This is a genomic window from Demequina litoralis, assembly GCF_030418455.1.
Lineage (GTDB): Bacteria > Actinomycetota > Actinomycetes > Actinomycetales > Demequinaceae > Demequina > Demequina litoralis.
The window spans coordinates 122,016-138,012 of sequence record NZ_JAUHPW010000009.1; the positions used below are offsets into that span (position 1 = coordinate 122,016).

Here is a 15,997-nt window from a genome sequence, read left to right on the forward strand (position 1 = left end):
TCAGACGTTCCTCATCGTCGCGCCCTTGCGCAGGTAGAACACCCACGTGATGGCGGCCATCGCGAGGAACACCCCGACGTAGATCTGGAGGGCCGGGACGATGGTGCCCGACATCTCCTTCGAGATCTTGTAGATGAACGGGATCGCGAAGCCGCCGAAGGCGCCCACCGCGGAGATGATGCCGACCGCGCCCGCCGCCTGCCGCTTGAAGTCGAGGCGGCTCGCGTCGGTGTCCTGGCCCTTGCTCGCGTGCAGCCGGCCGAAGATCGACGGGATCATGCGGTACGTCGAGCCGTTGCCGATGCCGGTCGCGGCGAAGAGCACCATGAAGCTCACGAAGAACAGCGCGAGCGACTCGTTCTGGACTCCCACCACCGCGGTCGCGCCCGCCGCCGCCATCACGAGGAACGAGGCGATGGTGACGATGGAGCCGCCGATGCGGTCAGCGAGCTTGCCGCCGTAGGGGCGCGAGAGCGATCCGATGAGCGCCCCCAGGAAGCCCCAGCCCAGGGCGATGTCGGCGCGCTCGAAGACCACCGTGAGCAGCGTGGGGAACGCGGCCGAGTAGCCGATGAACGAGCCGAAGGTGCCGATGTAGAGGAAGGCCATCAGCCAGGTGTGGCCGTGCTGGAGCGAGGCCGCCGTGGGCTTGGGGTCCGCCTTCGCCTCGCGCAGGTTGTCCATGAAGAGGAACGCGAGGATCGCGGAGGCGAGCGCGAGGGGCACGTACACGAGACCCGCGGCGGACAGCCCGAGCGCGCCGATGCCGATGACGACCGGCACGAGCTTCTGCGCCACGGCGACGCCGATGTTGCCGCCCGCGGCGTTGAGCCCGAGCGCCCAGCCCTTCGCCTTGTCGGGGTAGAAGAACGAGATGTTGGACATCGAGGAGGCGAAGTTGCCGCCGCCGAAGCCCGCCGTCGCGGCGATCGCGACGAGCACGCCGAAGGGCGTCTCCGGGTTCTGGACGACCCATGCGAGGCCGAGGGTCGGGATCAGCAGCAGGAGGGCCGAGATGACGGTCCAGTTGCGGCCGCCGAAGATCGGCACCGCGAAGGTGTACGGCACGCGCAGGAACGCGCCGACCCCGGAGGCGACGGCGAGGAGCGTGAAGCCCTGGCTCGCGGTGAGGGCCCAGCCGTTGGCGCCGGCGGCGACGAGCTCGCCCGTGGCGGCGTCGAACGTGCCGTACATGCGCACGACGACGATCGACCACAGCAGCCACACGGAGAACCCGATGTGCTCGGCGACGATGGAGAACACGAGGTTGCGGAACGCGATGGACTTGCCGCGGGCCTCCCAGAACAGCTCGTTCTCGGGCTCCCAGCGCTCGATCCACCGGCCCTTGCCGATGACGCCGGGCTCGACGGCCTCGACGGTGGTCTTGTCGGAGATGGTCATGGTCCCTCCCGGGGGACTGATGTCCGACCGGGGCGGGCGCCCCGACGGGGAATCGGACGCTTCCGAAGGTAGGGAGGGAAGGTTTCGCCTGACGTCACGCCCTGTGAAACGTGGGATAACTCTTTCTCACCTCACGGAGCGCTGCCCCGTGAAGTGGTTCACAGCGTGACGGGCGGGCCGTGAAGAAGGCCATCTACCAGGGACGATGCTTCGAGCCGGCGGCGTGGCTCGGTGGCACCGGGTGCCACACGCGGTAGGGTCGCGGGCGTCGGCATCGGCGTCGGCGTCGCGACCCGGGACCGGCCGCACGCCGCGTCAGACGCGCGCGGCGACCTCCGCGTCGGCCCAGTGCGCGACCGTCGAGACGATGTGGCGGACGTCGTTGACCGAGTGCGCGGCCGACACGAACCACGCCTCGTAGGCGCTCGGCGGCAGCGCGACGCCCTCACGGCGGAGCGCGTGGAACAGGCGCGCGAAGGCCGCCGTGTCCTGGCGCGACACCTCGTCGAAGGTGACGGGCGCCTCGTCCAGGCCCAGGAAGACCGAGAAGAGCGTGCCCGCGCGTCCGACGGCGTGGGTGATGCCGCGCTCGGTCAGCGCACCCGAGACGCCGTCCGCGAGCGACGAGGCGATGCGTGCCACGTGGGCGTGCACATCGTCGTCGAGCAGGCGCATCGTCGCGAGGCCCGCGGCGACGGCCACGGGGTTCCCGGACAGGGTGCCCGCCTGGTAGACCGGGCCCAGCGGCGCGAGCTGCTCCATGAGGTCGCGGCGGCCGCCGAGCGCGGCGACCGGCAGGCCGCCGCCGATGACCTTGCCGAAGGTCACCAGGTCGGGCGTCCACGGGTCGAGCCCCGCGGCCAGGTCGTGGTCGCGCTCGATGCCCCAGCAGCCCGCGGGGCCCGCGCGGAAGCCGGTGAGCACCTCGTCGAGGATCATCACCGCGCCCTCGTTGCGGCACAGCGTCGAGATGAGGCGGTTGAAGCCCGCGGGCGGCTGGATCACGCCCATGTTGGCGGGCGCCGCCTCGACGATGACGCCGGCGATCTCGGCGCCGTGCTCGGCGAACGCGTCGGTGAGCGCGGCCTCGTCGCCGTACGGAAGGACCAGGGTGTCCTGCGCGGCGCCGGGGGTCACGCCCGCGGAGTCCGGGACGCCCGCGGTGGCGAGGCCCGAGCCCGCGGCGACCAGCAGCGCGTCCGAGTGGCCGTGGTAGCAGCCGGCGAACTTCACGATGCGGGTGCGGCCCGTCGCGGCGCGCGCGAGGCGGATCGCGGTCATGGTGGCCTCGGTGCCCGTGGACACGAGGCGCACGCGCTCGGCGGGCGCGTAGCGGTCGCGGATGATCTCGGCGAGCTCGACCTCGGCCTCGGTGGTCGCGCCGAAGGACAGGCCCTTGGCCGCCGCGGCCTGCACCGCGGCCACGACCTCGGGCTTCGCGTGGCCCAGGATCGCGGGGCCCCAGGAGGCGACGAGGTCGATCATCTCGCGGCCGTCCGCGTCGACGATGCGGCTGCCGTGGGCCTCCGCGATCGGGACGGGCTCTCCCCCGACGCCGTTCCAGGCGCGCACGGGCGAGTTCACGCCGCCGGGCAGGATCGCGCGGGCGCGCTCCGAGTACGAGGACACTTAGTTCTCCTTGAGCCAGGCGGCGAGCTCGAGCGCCGCGTAGGTGACGACGATGTCGGCGCCGGCACGGCGCATCGACGTGAGGGCCTCGAGGTGCGAGGCGCGGCGGTCCAGCCAGCCCTGGGCGGCGGCCGCCTCGATCTGGGCGTACTCGCCCGACACGTGGTAGGCCGCGACCGGCACGCGCGACTGCGCGGCGACCTCGGCGACGACGTCCAGGTAGGGCAGCGCGGGCTTGACCATCACCATGTCCGCGCCCTCGAGCTCGTCGAGCTCGGCCTCGTGGAGGCCCTCGCGGCCGTTGGCCGGGTCGAGCTGGTACGTGCGGCGGTCGCCCTGCAGCTGGCTGTCGACGGCCTCGCGGAAGGGCCCGTAGAACGCCGAGGCGTACTTCGCGGCGTACGCGAGCAGCGCGGTGTCCGTGAACCCCTCCGCCTCGAGGACCTCGCGCACCGCCGCGACCTGGTGGTCCATCATCCCGCTGAGCCCCAGCACGTGGGCGCCCGCGCGGGCCTGCGCGAGCCCCATCGCGGCGTAGACCTCGTTGGTCGCGTCGTTGTCGACCCGGCCCGCACCGTCGAGGACGCCGCAGTGGCCGTGGTCGGTGAACTCGTCGAGGCACAGGTCCGCCATGATCACGAGGCGGTCGCCGGCGGCCTCGGCCGCGAGGCCGATCGCGCGGTTGAGGATGCCGTCCGGGTCGACCGCGCCCGAGCCCCGCGCGTCGCGCACGGACGGGATCGCGAACAGCATGAGGCCGCCGATGCCGGCCTCGATCGCGTCCTGGACCAGGCCCGGCACCGCGTCGAGCGGGTGCTGGGACACGCCCGGCAGCGACGTGATGGGGCGCTCCTCGGCGAGGTCCTCGTGGATGAAGACCGGCAGCACCAGCTCGGCGGGATGCGGGCGCACCTCGCGCACGAGGCGGCGCATCGCGGGCGTGGTGCGCAGGCGGCGCGGGCGGTACGAGGTCATGCGTGGTCCCCCTCGGCGGTGGTGGTGGCGCTGCCGGGATCGGCAGGGACGTCGAGCGCCGCGTCGAGCGCGGCCCGGATCCCACCGTACGACGGCGTGGTGGCCACGGCGTCCACCCGCAGGCCCGCGGCGCGCGCGCCCGCCTCGGTGGTGCGCCCGATGGCGACGATGCGGGTGCCGGGGGCGACGGTCGGGCAGGCGGCGGCGAAGCGCTCCGCGACCGAGCCGGACGTCAGCAGCACCGCGTCGAGTCCGCCGTCGGCGACGGCGGCGACCGTCGCATCGTCCGGTCCCGGGCCGTCGACCGTGCGGTAGGCCTCGACGGCGTCGACGTGCCAGCCCTTGCGGGCGAGCCCCCGCTCGAGCACGGGCGAGGCGAGGTTGCCGAGCGGCGCGAGCACGCGGCCGTCACCCTCGGGCAGGTCCGCGACGATGCCGCGGGCGTCCTGGCGCGCGGTGGGCACGAGGTCGACGGCCAGGCCGACGTCGGCGCACACTCCGCGCGTCGCCTCGCCGACCGTGGCGACCCTTGAGGCCGGCTGCGGCTCCCCGAGCGTGCGGCCGTGGGCGCGCGCGATGCGGTCCATCGCGAGCACCGCGTTGCGGCTCGTCACGGCCATCCAGTCGTACGCGCCGTCGAGCCACGCGAGGGTGGCGGCCTCGAGGGCGGCCGGGTCGGCGGGTCCCGCGATCGCGATGAACGCGACGGGTGTGACGAGGGCGCCCTCGCCGGCGAGGTCGTCGGCGAAGGCGGTGCGCTCGGCCGTCACCGGCACGAGCAGCCGGCGCCCGGCGAGGCTCATGCGCGACCCATGAGGCGCTCGGCGCCGCGACCCAGGAGGGAGAAGCCGCTCGAGCGGCCGATGGCGGCGGCCTCCGCGAGGACGCCGGAGTTGCGCTCGTTGAGCGCCAGCGTGCCGTCGTTGCCGATGACGCGGGTGTGGAGCGTGAGGCGGCCGCCCGTCACCACGGCGTGCGCGGCGACCGGGGCGGCGCAGCCGGCGTCGAGCACGCGAAGCGCCTCGCGCTCCGCGGTGACGGCGGCGCGGGTGGGCGTATGGTCGAGCGTCGCGAGCAGCGTGCGCAGCTCGTCGGGGGCGTCCTCGCGGATCTCGATCGCCAGCGCACCCTGTCCCGGCGCGGGCACCATGTCCTCGACGGACAGCGGCTCGGTCGCATCGTCGCCGCGGCCCAGGCGGTTGAGGCCCGCCGCCGCGAGCACCACGCCGTCGAGGCCGTCGCCGATGCGCGACAGCCGGGTGTCGACGTTGCCCCGCAGGGGCTGGACGTCGAGGTCGGGGCGCACGGCGAGCAGCTGCGCAGCCCGTCGGGGCGAGCCGGTGCCGATCGCGGCTCCCTCGGGCAGCTCGGCGAGCGTGCGGCCGTCGGTGCACAGCACGTCGCGGGGGTCCTCGCGCTCGGGGATCGCGACCACCTCGAGGCCCGGGTAGGGCTGGGTCGGGACGTCCTTGAGCGAGTGCACGATGAAGTCGCACTCCCCCGCGAGCAGCGCCTCCCGCAGCGCGGTCACGAACACGCCGGTCTGCGACAGTCCCACGAGCGAGCCGCGGTCGATGTCGCCCTTGGTCGTCACCTTGACCAGCTCGACGGCGGCCTCGCCGCCCGCGGTCGACGCTGCGGCGACCACCGCATCGGCGAACTGGCCGGACTGTGCCGTCGCGAGCGCGGATCCACGGGTGCCGAGGCGGAGATTCATGGCGTCCAGGGTAGTCGCCGCACCGGACGGCCGGGACCGGTCACCGGCGGTAGCCGGGGCCGACGAAGACGAGCACGACCGCGACGAGGGCCAGCACGAGCGCCACCCAGGCCGGAGCGACATAGCCGAGGCCGGCGCCGATGACGATCGCGCCGAGGCCCGTGCCGACCACCGTGGCGGCGTTGAGGGCGGAGTGCGAGATCGCGGCGCCGAGCGACGGCGACGTGTGCGTCGCGTCCATGAGGTGGGCCTGCGCGCCCTGCGAGAACGTCTGGATGAACACGCCGAGCAGCACGAGTGCCACCACGACCGGCCAGCCGCTGCCCCCCACCAGGCCGAGCAGCAGCAGCATCGCGGCGACGCCGATGACGCCCACGCGCGAGGTGAGCAGCACCGAGCGGTCGGTGAGCCTGCCGCCCACGTAGGCGCCCGCGGTCATGCCCAGGCCGAACAGCGCGAGCACCACCGTGACGGTGCCCGGCGCGAAGCCGTTGGTGTCCTCGAGCAGCGGCACCATGTACGACTGCACCGCGCCCAGGCCCGCGAAGCCGACCGTGACCGTGAGGATCGCGGTCCACAGCACGCGCCCGCGCAGCGCGGCGAGCTCGGTGCGGAAGCCGGCGCCGTGCGTGCCCGGCACCGACGGGACGAAGGCCCACATCAGCACGAAGCCGGCGAGGCCCACGGCGGCGACGATCCAGAACGCGAGGCGCCACCCGGACCGCTCCGAGATCCACTGCATCGCGGGCACGCCCACGACGATGGCTGCGGTGAGCCCGTACATGATGGTCGCGATCACCTGGCCGCGCCGTTCGACGCCCAGCGCGAGCACGCCCACGTACGCCGCCGACCCGAGCAGCGCCCCGTGGGGCAGGCCGGCCAGCAGGCGCGCGACGAACAGCGTCTCGACGGTCGGCGCGAGCGCGGTGAGGACGGAGGTCGCGACGAAGACCGCCGACATGGTGAGCAGCAGCCGGCGCCGGTTCCACGCCGCGAGGCCGACCATGATGAGCGGCGCGCCCACCACGACGCCGAGCGCGTACGCGACGATGGTCCACCCGATCATGTCGACCGAGGCGTCGAGGTCGCGGACCTGGTCCTGGATGACCCCGGACGAGCCGCCCTGGGAGAGGCTGATCGCGAAGCCGGCGACCACGAAGCCGGCCAGCACGAGCGCGGGGTGCGCGGCATGCGCGGTGCGCGGCAGGAGCCAGCGCGGGGTTCCGGCCTCGGAGGCCGGGGGAAGCGAAGTCATCAGGGGCCTTGCGTGACGAGCCACACCGCGGTCGCGGTGGCGGGCGGGACGACGATAGCGGTCGCCTCCGCGGTCTCCACACGGATCCCGCCGGAGCCATCGGGGCCGAGCACCCGGATCGAGGCGTCCACGGTCAATCCTAGGGTCGCCAGGTCCCGCAGGACGCCCGGATCGGCGTCCGACAGCCGCGCCACTGTCCATGCCCCCGCCGCGGCCACCGCGAGGTTGGTGCCGTCGACGGTGTCGATGCGCCCGCTGGCGCTCGGGATGGGGTCCCCGTGAGGGTCGCGCGTCGGGTGGCCGAGCATCGCGTCGATCGCGTCGATCATGCGCGCCGAGCACGCGTGCTCGAGCACCTCGGCCTCGTCGTGGACCTCGTCCCAGCCGTAGCCCAGCTGGGTCACGAGGAACGTCTCGATGAGCCGGTGCCGGCGGACCATCTCGAGCGCGCGCCGCTCCCCCTGCGCCGTCAGCGTGATCGCGCCGTAGGGGCGGTGGTCGAGGAGGCCGGCGGCGACGAGCTTGCGGACGTTCTCCGACACCGTCGGGGCGGACACGCCGAGCCGCTCCGCGAGCCGCTTCGTGGTGACGGGCTCGTCGGACCATTCGGTCGCGCTCCACACCACCTTGACGTAGTCCTGCGCGGTCGCCGTCAGCTCCACCTCGGTCATCGCGTCCTCCCCCGGGCGCCCGTGCGGGCCGCGCCGTGTCCCACGGGACACGGTAGCGAGGCGTGCCGACGCGTCCGCACCCGCCTCACGCCTGCGGCCCGCCCGCGGCGTCGCCGCCGGCGCCGCCGCCGTTCCCGCGACCCCGGAGCGCGATCGTGAGCGCGAGCGCACCCGCGGCGACCGCGCCGATGATGACGTACACGGCGGGGTTGGGCCCGACCTCCTCGTACACGGTGACGTGCGGCGTCGGGCTCGTGGTCGGGAGCACCACCGCCGACGCGGACGGCGAGGCGGAGGCGCTCGGCGTCGGGCTCGCCGAGGCGCTCGGCGTCGCCTCGACCGGCGGCGCGTACGTGAAGGCGACCTCGCCCTCGATCGGGTGGCCGTCACCGGCGACCACGCGGTAGCGCAGGACGTTCTCCCCGGCGCCCAGCGCATCGTCCGGCACGGCCGCCGTGATGGTCTCCGTCACCGGCTCGACGATCGCGAGCACGGTGCGCGTGCCGTCGGGAGCCACCATCGCGAGCTCGTTGCCGATGTCGAGCAGCTGCTCGGTGAACTCGAGCGACACCTCGGCCAGCGCGGTGACCGTCTCCCCCGCGGCGGGCGTCGACGACACAAGCGCGGTATGCGCGGACGCGGGCGCGCCGGCGAGCACGAGCGCGCCGGCCACCGCCGCGAGGGCGGCAAGGAACCGAGGGACGATGCGGGGCATGCCGCCAGTCTCGCACGCACGGCCGGGGCCCCCGCGCGCAGGCTTCACCCGATGGTCACCCGATGGTCACGCGACATCAAGCGCGAGGCAACCGACGGTTCGCACGCGGCTCCAAGACTGACGAGCGTGAAGGTCGCGCTGGTCGCAGAGTCGTTCCTGCCGCACACGAACGGCGTCACCCACTCGCTGCTGCGAGTCCTCGACCACCTCGCCGCCCGCGGCGACGAGGCGGTCGTCATCGCCCCCGAGGCCCCCGGTGCGCCGGAGTCCGTCGCGGGCGCCCCCATCATCCACGTGCCGGCCGTGGGCTGGCCCGGCTACAAGGACGTGCGCGTCGCCCTGTCGACCGTGCGCGGCGTCGCCCGCATCCTCGAGGACGTCCGCCCCGACGTGGTCCACCTCGCCTCGCCGTTCATGCTCGGCTGGGCGGCGGTGCGCGCCGCGGCGGACCTGGGCCTCCCGACGGTCGCGATCTACCAGACCGATGTGCCGTCCTACGCGGCCTCGTACCGTGCGCCGTGGGGCGAGCCGCTGCTGTGGGCGCGCGTGCGCAACATCCACCGCGCCGCCGACCTCACGCTCGCGCCGTCGACCGCCGCGATGCGCCAGCTCGAGGACCTCGGCGTCGACCGGCTGCGGCTGTGGCCCCGCGGGGTCGACACCGTGCGCTTCAACCCCGCGCATCGGGACGATGCGCTGCGGGCACGATGGTCGCCGCGCGGCGAGGTGGTGGTCGGCTATGTGGGCCGCCTCGCACCCGAGAAGCGTGTCGACGACCTCGCGGTGCTGGCGGACCTGCCCGGGGTGCGGCTGGTCGTCATCGGCGAAGGCCCGGAGGGACCGCGCCTGCGCCGCGCGCTGCCGGGTGCCGAGTTCGCCGGCTTCCTCGGCGGCGGCGAGCTCGCGCGCGCCGTCGCGAGCCTCGACGTCATGGTCCACCCCGGCGAGCTCGAGACCTTCGGGCAGTCGATCCAGGAGGCGCTCGCCTCGGGGGTGCCGGTGGTGGCGCCGCGGCGCGGCGGGCCGATCGACCTGATCGACCACGGCTCGAACGGCTTCCTCTACACCCCCGGCCGCCTCGACCACATGGCCGAGGCGGTCGCGGCGCTCGTCGAGAACGAGGACATGCGGCTGCTCCAGGGCGCGCACGCGCGCGTCTCGGTCGAGGGCCGGACCTGGCCGCGCGTGTGCGGGGCGCTGACCGCGCACTACGCACGGGCGATCGCGGAGAGGGCGGTGGCGCCATGAGGATCGCCCAGGTCGCGAACTTCTACGGCCCGCGCTCGGGCGGGCTGCGGACCGCGCTCCACGCGCTCGGGCGGGGCTATGTGGACGCCGGCGACGACGTCCTGCTCATCGTCCCCGGCGACGAGGACCGCGAGCACGTCGCACCGCACGGGCGCGTCGTCACGCTCCACAGCCCGCTCGTCCCGGGCACCGGCGGCTACCGGGCGATCACCAGGCTCGGCGCGGTGACCGATGCGCTCGAGGCCTTCCGCCCCGACGCCCTCGAGGTCTCCGACCGCACCACGCTCGCGGGCCTGGGCCCGTGGGCGCGCGGGCGTGGGATCGCGGCGGCCTTCGTGGCGCACGAGCGCGTCGACGGCGTCCTCGCCTCCGCGCTGCGCGGCGCCGCTCCGCGCAGGGTCGAGCGGCTCGCGCGGGCCCACACGGAGCGGATCGCCGCGCGCTTCGAGACGATCGTCGCGACCACGGCGTACGCGGGCGCGGAGCTGACCGCGGTCGGCGCGCGCGTCGAGACCGTGCCGCTCGGCGTCGACCTCGACCGCTTCCACCCGCGCTTCGCGAGCGCGCGCACGCGCCGTCGCCACGCGCCCGACGAGGTCCCGCTGCTCGTCCTCGCCTCCCGCCTGTCCCGCGAGAAGCGTCCCGGGCTCGCGATCGACGCCGTGCGGGTCCTCGCCGCGCGCGGCCGGCCCGTGCGGCTCGTCGTGGCCGGCGCGGGACCGCTCGCCCGACCGCTGCGACGCGCGGCGTCGGGGCTGCCGGTCGAGCTGGTCGGCTTCGTCTCCGACCGTGCGGAGTTCGCCTCGCTGCTCGCGTCCGCCGACGTCGTGATCGCGCCCGGCCCGATCGAGACCTTCGGGCTCGCGGCGCTCGAGGCGCTCGCGTCCGGCACCCCGGTGGTGGTGAACGCCGCCTCGGCGCTGCCGGAGGTGGTCGGCGAGGCCGGCCTCGCCGCCGCGGGCACACCCGAGGCCTTCGCGGACGCGATCGAGGCGATGCTCGCGCGCGACGGCCGCGACAAACGCCTCGCGGCGCGGGCGCGGGCCGTGCGCTTCCCGTGGGAGGCCACGGTGGCGCGGATGCGGGCGCTCCACGCGCGGGCGCTGGCGGGCGCGCGATGACCGGCCCGCGGGTGGTGGCGCTCGGCGACTCGATCACGCTCGGCGTGGGCGACGGCGTTCAGCACTCGCGCGGCGACGTCGGGTGGGCCGCGCATGCCGCCCGGGCGCTCGGCGCATCGTCCTTCACGAACCTCGCCGCGAACGGCGTGCGGGCCCGCGACATGCTCGCCGCGCAGGTCGCGGCGGCGAGCGCGCTGCGGCCGGACGTGGTCCTGCTCACCGTGGGCGGCAACGACGTGCTGCGCGGCGACTTCTCGCCCGCCGAGGTCGAGCGGGCGCTCGGCGATGCGATCGACCGCCTCGCGCGCCCCGACCGGACGCTCGTCACGGTCTCGCTCGACCGCATCGGGCTGTTCGACCTGGCGCCGGCCCGGGTGGCGGACGCGATGGCGCGACGCGTGGGCCTCGCGAACGGCGCGATCGCACGGGCGGCCGCGCGGACCGAGGTGTCGGTCGTCGACGGCGCGACGCTGCTGGCCTCGCTGGGACGGCGCGCGTGGCACATCGACCGGATCCATCCCTCGCCCCAGGGCCACCGCGCGCTCGCGGGCGCCGCGGTCGAGGCGCTCGCCGGCCGCTGGCCTCAACGGGCCGCGATCCCCGCGCCGCCCGCCCCGCCGGGCAGGGTGGCGGTGGCGGCGTGGCTCGCCGTCAACGGCGTGCCCTGGGCGGTCAAGCGCAGCCGCGACCTCATCCCGCAGGTGACCATGGTGATCGCGCGCGAGCTGCGCGAGGAGCGGCGCGTCGCCCGCGCGGGCGCCTGAGCGGTGGCACGCGAGAGGGGCGAGGCCCCGCGGCCCCGCCCCTCGTGCGTGATCGCTGCTAGACCAGCCAGCTCTTCTCGCCGACGAGACCTCGCCACCATCGGCCGAGGCCGATCGACTGGTGCTCGAGCTCGACGTACACGATGCCCAGGGCCGCCAGGGCGTAGATGAGGTGCTCGTCGAGGAACGGGTTCGTCGACGGCCACATCTGCGTGAGGTACATCATGACCAGCATCGCGGTCGCGGCCCACGCGCCCACCTTCGTGCCGATGCCGAGCATCAGCGCGAGGCCCACGCCCAGCAGGCCGAGCATGAAGGGCCAGTCCGTCCACCGCTGACCGCCGAGGTCCACGAAGAAGGAGTTGAACGGGCTGTTGACGTTGCCGCCGTAGACCAGGTAGCCCTCGGTGATGGCGCCGCCGTTGATCCAGGCGCTGTCGCACATGCTGTCGATGCTGAAGCTGCCGTCCTCGTTCGTGGTGCGACACGTCGAGTAGCCGAGGCCCAGGAACTTGTCCAAGAAGGCCCAGAGGAAGTAGAAGCCGAGCGCGATGCGCGTCACGCTCAGCATGACCCAGCCGAACGTGCTGCGACTGGTGGTGGTCGGTTCGGTGCTGCTCATCATTGCCTCCCGGGGATGCGGTGCGATGCGATGCGTTCCGAGGCACGAGGCCCCGCGGACACCGTTGTCCGTACCCCCACGCTACGCCCGTTGCCGCATCATCGCTGGAACCGGACGAAAACACGCGTGTGGGAGCGAAAAGGAAACGGGGCCCCGCGCGGTATGCGCGGGGCCCCGTGAGAACTGCCGGCTAGACCAGCCAGGCGTTCTTCTTGACGATCCCGAGGGACCTCCACCAGCTGCCGAGGCCGATCGACTGACGGCTCAGCTCGACCCACACGATGCCGAAGATCGCGAGGATGTAGATGAGGTGGTCGTCGAGGATCGGGTTGGTGGTGGGCCACATCTGCGTCAGGTACATGAACAGCAGCATGAGGCTGCCCGACCAGGCTGCGACCTTGGTGCCGATGCCGAGCATGAGGGCGAGGCCCACGCCGAGGAGGCCGAGCATGAACGGCCAGTCGGTCCAGCGCTCGGCGCCGAGGTTCACGAAGAAGTCGTGGAACGGGCTGGTCGGGTTGCCGCCGTAGACGAGGTAGCCCTCCGTGATGTGACCGCCGTTGATCCATGCGCTGTCGCACAGGTAGTCGGTGCCCGTGATGACGCCCGCGTCGTCCTTGATCGAGCAGGTCGAGCGTCCGAGGCCCAGGAACTTGTCGAGGAAGGCCCACAGGAAGTAGAAGCCGAGCGCGATCCTGGTCACGCTGAGCATCGCGTAGCCGAACCTGCTGCCGGTTGCGGTCGCGGTGCCCGCGACCTCCGAGTTGACTGCCATTGTCATTCTCCTTTGTCGCGGACCTTGTGGGCCCTGAGCGCTGGGGATAGCGCCTGACACGAACCTAGAAGCGGCGCATCCACCCTGCTAGGGACCTCGGTCCCAGGTGGGTGACGAATCAACAGGATGCGCGCGACGAGGCGCCGCGGATGCGCCCGCCGCGGCGCCTCGCGCGCCTACGCGAGCTGCGCGCCGACGTGCGCCTCGATCGCCTCCGCCATGTCGAGCGAGGGGTCGAGCAGCCACTGGATCTGGAGGCCGTCCATGAGCGCGACGAGCTGCCGCGCGGCGGTCGCCGGGTCGATCCCCGGCCGCAGCCCGCCGTCGTGCGCGACCTCGGCGTAGGCGCGCGCCACCGAGGCCCGCAGGTTCGCGTAGCGGTCGACGAAGTACGCGTGCGCGGGATGGCCCGGGTCGGTCGCCTCGGCGGACAGGGTCGCGTAGAGCTCGACGACACCGGGCCGCCCGGCATTCAGCCGCGCGGTGGCGACGAGGTGGTCGAGGAGCGCGGCGCCGCGGAGATCCGCGAAGCCCGCGGCGCGACCCTCGGCGTCGTCGCGCCGGCGCAGCACCGCCATGAGCAGGTCCGCCTTGGTCGGGAAGTGGTAGAGCAGCGCGGGGTGCGTGAGACCGCAGCGCGTCGCGATGTCGCGGACGGAGGTGCCGCGGTAGCCGGACTCGGCGAAGGCCGCGAGCGCGGTGTCGAGGATGAGCGCGCGCGTGCCCGCGCCGCGGTCGGTGAGCTCGTGCCCGCTCATGCCCACCTCGCCTCGTCCCGAATCGACTTGCAACGTTTCGACTCTCTTTTTACCATGTGGTAGATCGGCTCGCCAGAGCCCACCCGTCGCCGTGTGGAAGGACCCGACGTGACCGACCTCTACCTGGACCCCGCGCAGCCCACCGAGGCGCGCGTCGCCGACCTCCTCGCACGCATGACGTTGCCCGAGAAGGTCGGGCAGATGATGCAGATGCACACCTACGACGGCGTGCCGCACCTCATCGAGGAGCTCCACGTCGGGTCGATCCTCCATGCCTCTCCCGACCGCCTCGCGCAGGCTCACGCCCTCGTCGAGCAGACCCGCCTGCGGATCCCGCTGCTCATCGGCGAGGACTGCATCCACGGCCACTCGTTCTTCAAGGGCGCCGAGATCTACCCGACCCAGCTCGGCATGGCCGCCACCTTCGACCCCGCGCTGCTCGAGCGCGTCGCGCGCGCCACCGCGGTCGAGGTCGCCGCCACCGGCATCCACTGGACCTTCTCCCCCGTGCTGTGCATCGCCCGCGACCTGCGTTGGGGCCGCGTGTCCGAGACGTTCGGCGAGGACCCGTACCTGCTGGGCGAGCTCGGCGCCGCGATGGTGCGCGGCTACCAGGGCGAGGGGCTCGGCGACCGCACGGCGATCCTTGCGACCGCCAAGCACTTCGCCGGCTACTCCGAGACCCAGGGCGGCCGCGACGCGTCGGAGGCCGACATCTCGCGCCGCAAGCTGCGCTCCTGGTACCTGCCCCCGTTCGAGCGGATGGCGCGCGCGGGTTGCGGCACGTTCATGCTCGGCTACCAGTCCACCGACGGCATCCCCATCACCATCAACGAGTGGCTCCTCGACGACGTGCTGCGCGGCGAGTGGGGCTACACCGGCACCCTCATCACCGACTGGGACAACGTGGGCAACCTCGTCCGCGAGCAGCGCCTCTTCCCCGACTACGCGCAGGCCTCCGCCGCCGCGGTCAACGCCGGCAACGACATGATCATGACCACGCCCGCCTTCTTCGAGGGCGCGCAGGCCGCGGTCGCGCAGGGGCTGCTCGACGAGGCGCGCATCGACGAGGCGGTCGCCCGCATCCTCACCCTCAAGTTCGACCTCGGCCTGTTCGAGGACCCCCGCCTGCCCGACGTCGACCTCCAGCACGAGGTGGTCGCCCAGCCCGCGCATCGTGCCCTCAACCTCGAGGTCGCGCGCCGCTCGCTGGTGCTGCTCGAGAACGACGGCACCCTGCCGCTGCCCGCGGACCGCCCGCTCCGGCTCGCGGTCGTGGGGCCCAACGCGGACGATGCGCACACGCAGCTGGGCGACTGGGCCGGGGCGTCCGGCCAGGCCGACTGGCTCATGGAGGGCCACCCGCGCGAGCTCACCACGACGATCCTCGACGGGCTGCGGGCACTCGCGCCCGAGGGCTCCGAGGTGACGTACGCGAAGGGAGCGGAGATCATCACCACCGGCCCCGATCCCAAGGGCGCCTACTTCCCCGACGGTCAACCGCGCCCGCACATCGCCTTCCCCGTCGAGCCGGACCCGGCGATGATCGCGGAGGCCGTCGAGGCGGCGCGCGGGGCCGATGCGGTGGTCGCCGTGCTCGGCGACCGCATCGAGCTCGTGGGCGAGGGCAAGTCCACGGCGACGCTCGAGCTGCTCGGCGGCCAGGTCGCGCTGCTCGACGCGCTCGTCGGGACGGGCACCCCGGTGGTGCTGGTGGTGCTCGCGTCGAAGCCGCACGTGCTGCCGCCGTCGGCGGACCGCGCCGCCGCGGTGGTCTGGGCGGCGAACCCGGGCATGGCGGGCGGCCGCGCCCTGGCCGAGATGCTGCTCGGCGCGATCGAGCCGAGCGGCCGCCTGCCGATCTCGTGGCCGCGGCACGTGGGCCAGCAGCCGACGTTCTACAACCAGATCGACGCGCAGCACGGCTACCGCTACGCGGACCTCACGCAGGAGCCGCGCTGGGTCTTCGGCGACGGGCTCTCGTACTCGTCGGTGGCGTACGCGGACCTGCGCCTCGCATCGTCCACCCTGAGCCTCGACGACACCATCGAGGCGACCGTCACCGTGACGAACACGGGCGACCGGCCCGTGCTCGAGACCGTGCAGGCCTACGCGCGGGACGTCACCACGTCCGCGACATGGGCCGACCGCGAGCTCAAGGGCATGGCGCAGGTCGCGATCGGGCCGGGCGCCTCCGCCGACGCGACGGTGCGGATCCCGGTCGCGGACTGCTCGATCGTGAACGCCCGCGGCGAGCGCGTGGTCGAGCCGGGCGCGTTCCAGGTGCTCGTCGGCCCGACGTCGCGCCTCGACGACCTCCTGGTCGCCGACCTCTCGGTAGCGTGA

The 15,997-nt window shown here is 73.8% G+C and carries 15 protein-coding genes; 4 read left to right on the plus strand and 11 right to left on the minus strand.

Annotation, left to right across the window (positions count from 1 at the left end; genetic code table 11):
• From QQX09_RS11835 to QQX09_RS11870, 8 genes are all read right to left on the minus strand, one after another.
• Entirely contained in the window at window positions 1–1,401 is a 1,401-nt protein-coding gene (locus tag QQX09_RS11835; protein WP_301134960.1) for an MFS transporter, read from the minus strand.
• 315 nt (window positions 1,402–1,716) lie between these two features.
• Window positions 1,717–3,030: a glutamate-1-semialdehyde 2,1-aminomutase gene (gene hemL / locus QQX09_RS11840; RefSeq protein WP_301134962.1), complete on the minus strand. Its 1,314-nt coding sequence runs from the start codon at window positions 3,028–3,030 to the stop codon at window positions 1,717–1,719.
• A complete protein-coding gene (hemB, locus tag QQX09_RS11845) occupies window positions 3,031–4,005 on the minus strand; it encodes a porphobilinogen synthase (protein ID WP_301134969.1) in 975 nt (324 codons plus the stop codon).
• Complete coding sequence (locus tag QQX09_RS11850) at window positions 4,002–4,808, minus strand: uroporphyrinogen-III synthase (protein ID WP_301134973.1); 807 nt, start codon at window positions 4,806–4,808, stop codon at window positions 4,002–4,004. Before QQX09_RS11850 ends, hemB begins: the two co-directional genes overlap by 4 nt.
• Window positions 4,805–5,722, minus strand: a complete 918-nt coding sequence (hemC, locus tag QQX09_RS11855) for a hydroxymethylbilane synthase (RefSeq protein ID WP_301134976.1) — start codon at window positions 5,720–5,722, stop codon at window positions 4,805–4,807. The genes QQX09_RS11850 and hemC overlap by 4 nt, the downstream gene beginning before the upstream one ends.
• 40 nt (window positions 5,723–5,762) lie before the next feature.
• Window positions 5,763–6,977, minus strand: a complete 1,215-nt coding sequence (locus tag QQX09_RS11860; protein WP_301134979.1) for an MFS transporter — start codon at window positions 6,975–6,977, stop codon at window positions 5,763–5,765.
• A complete protein-coding gene (locus QQX09_RS11865; RefSeq protein ID WP_301134982.1) occupies window positions 6,977–7,648 on the minus strand; it encodes a metal-dependent transcriptional regulator in 672 nt (223 codons plus the stop codon). The genes QQX09_RS11860 and QQX09_RS11865 overlap by 1 nt, the downstream gene beginning before the upstream one ends.
• Window positions 7,649–7,733: 85 nt before the next feature.
• Window positions 7,734–8,363 carry a copper resistance CopC family protein gene (locus tag QQX09_RS11870; RefSeq protein WP_301134985.1) on the minus strand — a complete coding sequence of 210 codons (630 nt, stop codon included), beginning with the start codon at window positions 8,361–8,363 and terminating at the stop codon, window positions 7,734–7,736.
• A gap of 126 nt (window positions 8,364–8,489) precedes the next feature.
• Between QQX09_RS11870 and QQX09_RS11875 the strand changes: the two genes are divergently transcribed.
• Genes QQX09_RS11875 through QQX09_RS11885 form a run of 3 tightly spaced genes read left to right on the plus strand, consistent with a single transcriptional unit; the run spans window position 8,490 to window position 11,496 of the window.
• Entirely contained in the window at window positions 8,490–9,611 is a 1,122-nt protein-coding gene (locus QQX09_RS11875; protein WP_301134988.1) for a glycosyltransferase family 4 protein, read from the plus strand.
• Window positions 9,608–10,732, plus strand: a complete 1,125-nt coding sequence (locus QQX09_RS11880; RefSeq protein WP_301134991.1) for a glycosyltransferase — start codon at window positions 9,608–9,610, stop codon at window positions 10,730–10,732. Before QQX09_RS11875 ends, QQX09_RS11880 begins: the two co-directional genes overlap by 4 nt.
• Entirely contained in the window at window positions 10,729–11,496 is a 768-nt protein-coding gene (locus tag QQX09_RS11885; RefSeq protein WP_301134994.1) for an SGNH/GDSL hydrolase family protein, read from the plus strand. Before QQX09_RS11880 ends, QQX09_RS11885 begins: the two co-directional genes overlap by 4 nt.
• 58 nt (window positions 11,497–11,554) lie before the next feature.
• On the opposite strand, the gene QQX09_RS11890 is transcribed toward QQX09_RS11885, so the two are convergent.
• From QQX09_RS11890 to QQX09_RS11900, 3 genes are all read right to left on the minus strand, one after another.
• Entirely contained in the window at window positions 11,555–12,118 is a 564-nt protein-coding gene (locus QQX09_RS11890; RefSeq protein WP_301134996.1) for a DoxX family protein, read from the minus strand.
• Window positions 12,119–12,308: 190 nt separating this feature from the next.
• Window positions 12,309–12,893 (minus strand): DoxX family protein, encoded by a 585-nt coding sequence (locus QQX09_RS11895; RefSeq protein ID WP_301134999.1) that lies wholly within the window; start codon window positions 12,891–12,893, stop codon window positions 12,309–12,311.
• Between the two features lie 176 nt (window positions 12,894–13,069).
• Window positions 13,070–13,651: a TetR family transcriptional regulator gene (locus QQX09_RS11900; protein ID WP_301135000.1), complete on the minus strand. Its 582-nt coding sequence runs from the start codon at window positions 13,649–13,651 to the stop codon at window positions 13,070–13,072.
• Between the two features lie 108 nt (window positions 13,652–13,759).
• Here QQX09_RS11900 and QQX09_RS11905 point away from each other — a divergent pair, with 108 nt between their 5' ends.
• Window positions 13,760–15,997, plus strand: coding sequence for a glycoside hydrolase family 3 N-terminal domain-containing protein (locus QQX09_RS11905; RefSeq protein ID WP_301135002.1), 2,238 nt, complete (start codon window positions 13,760–13,762; stop codon window positions 15,995–15,997).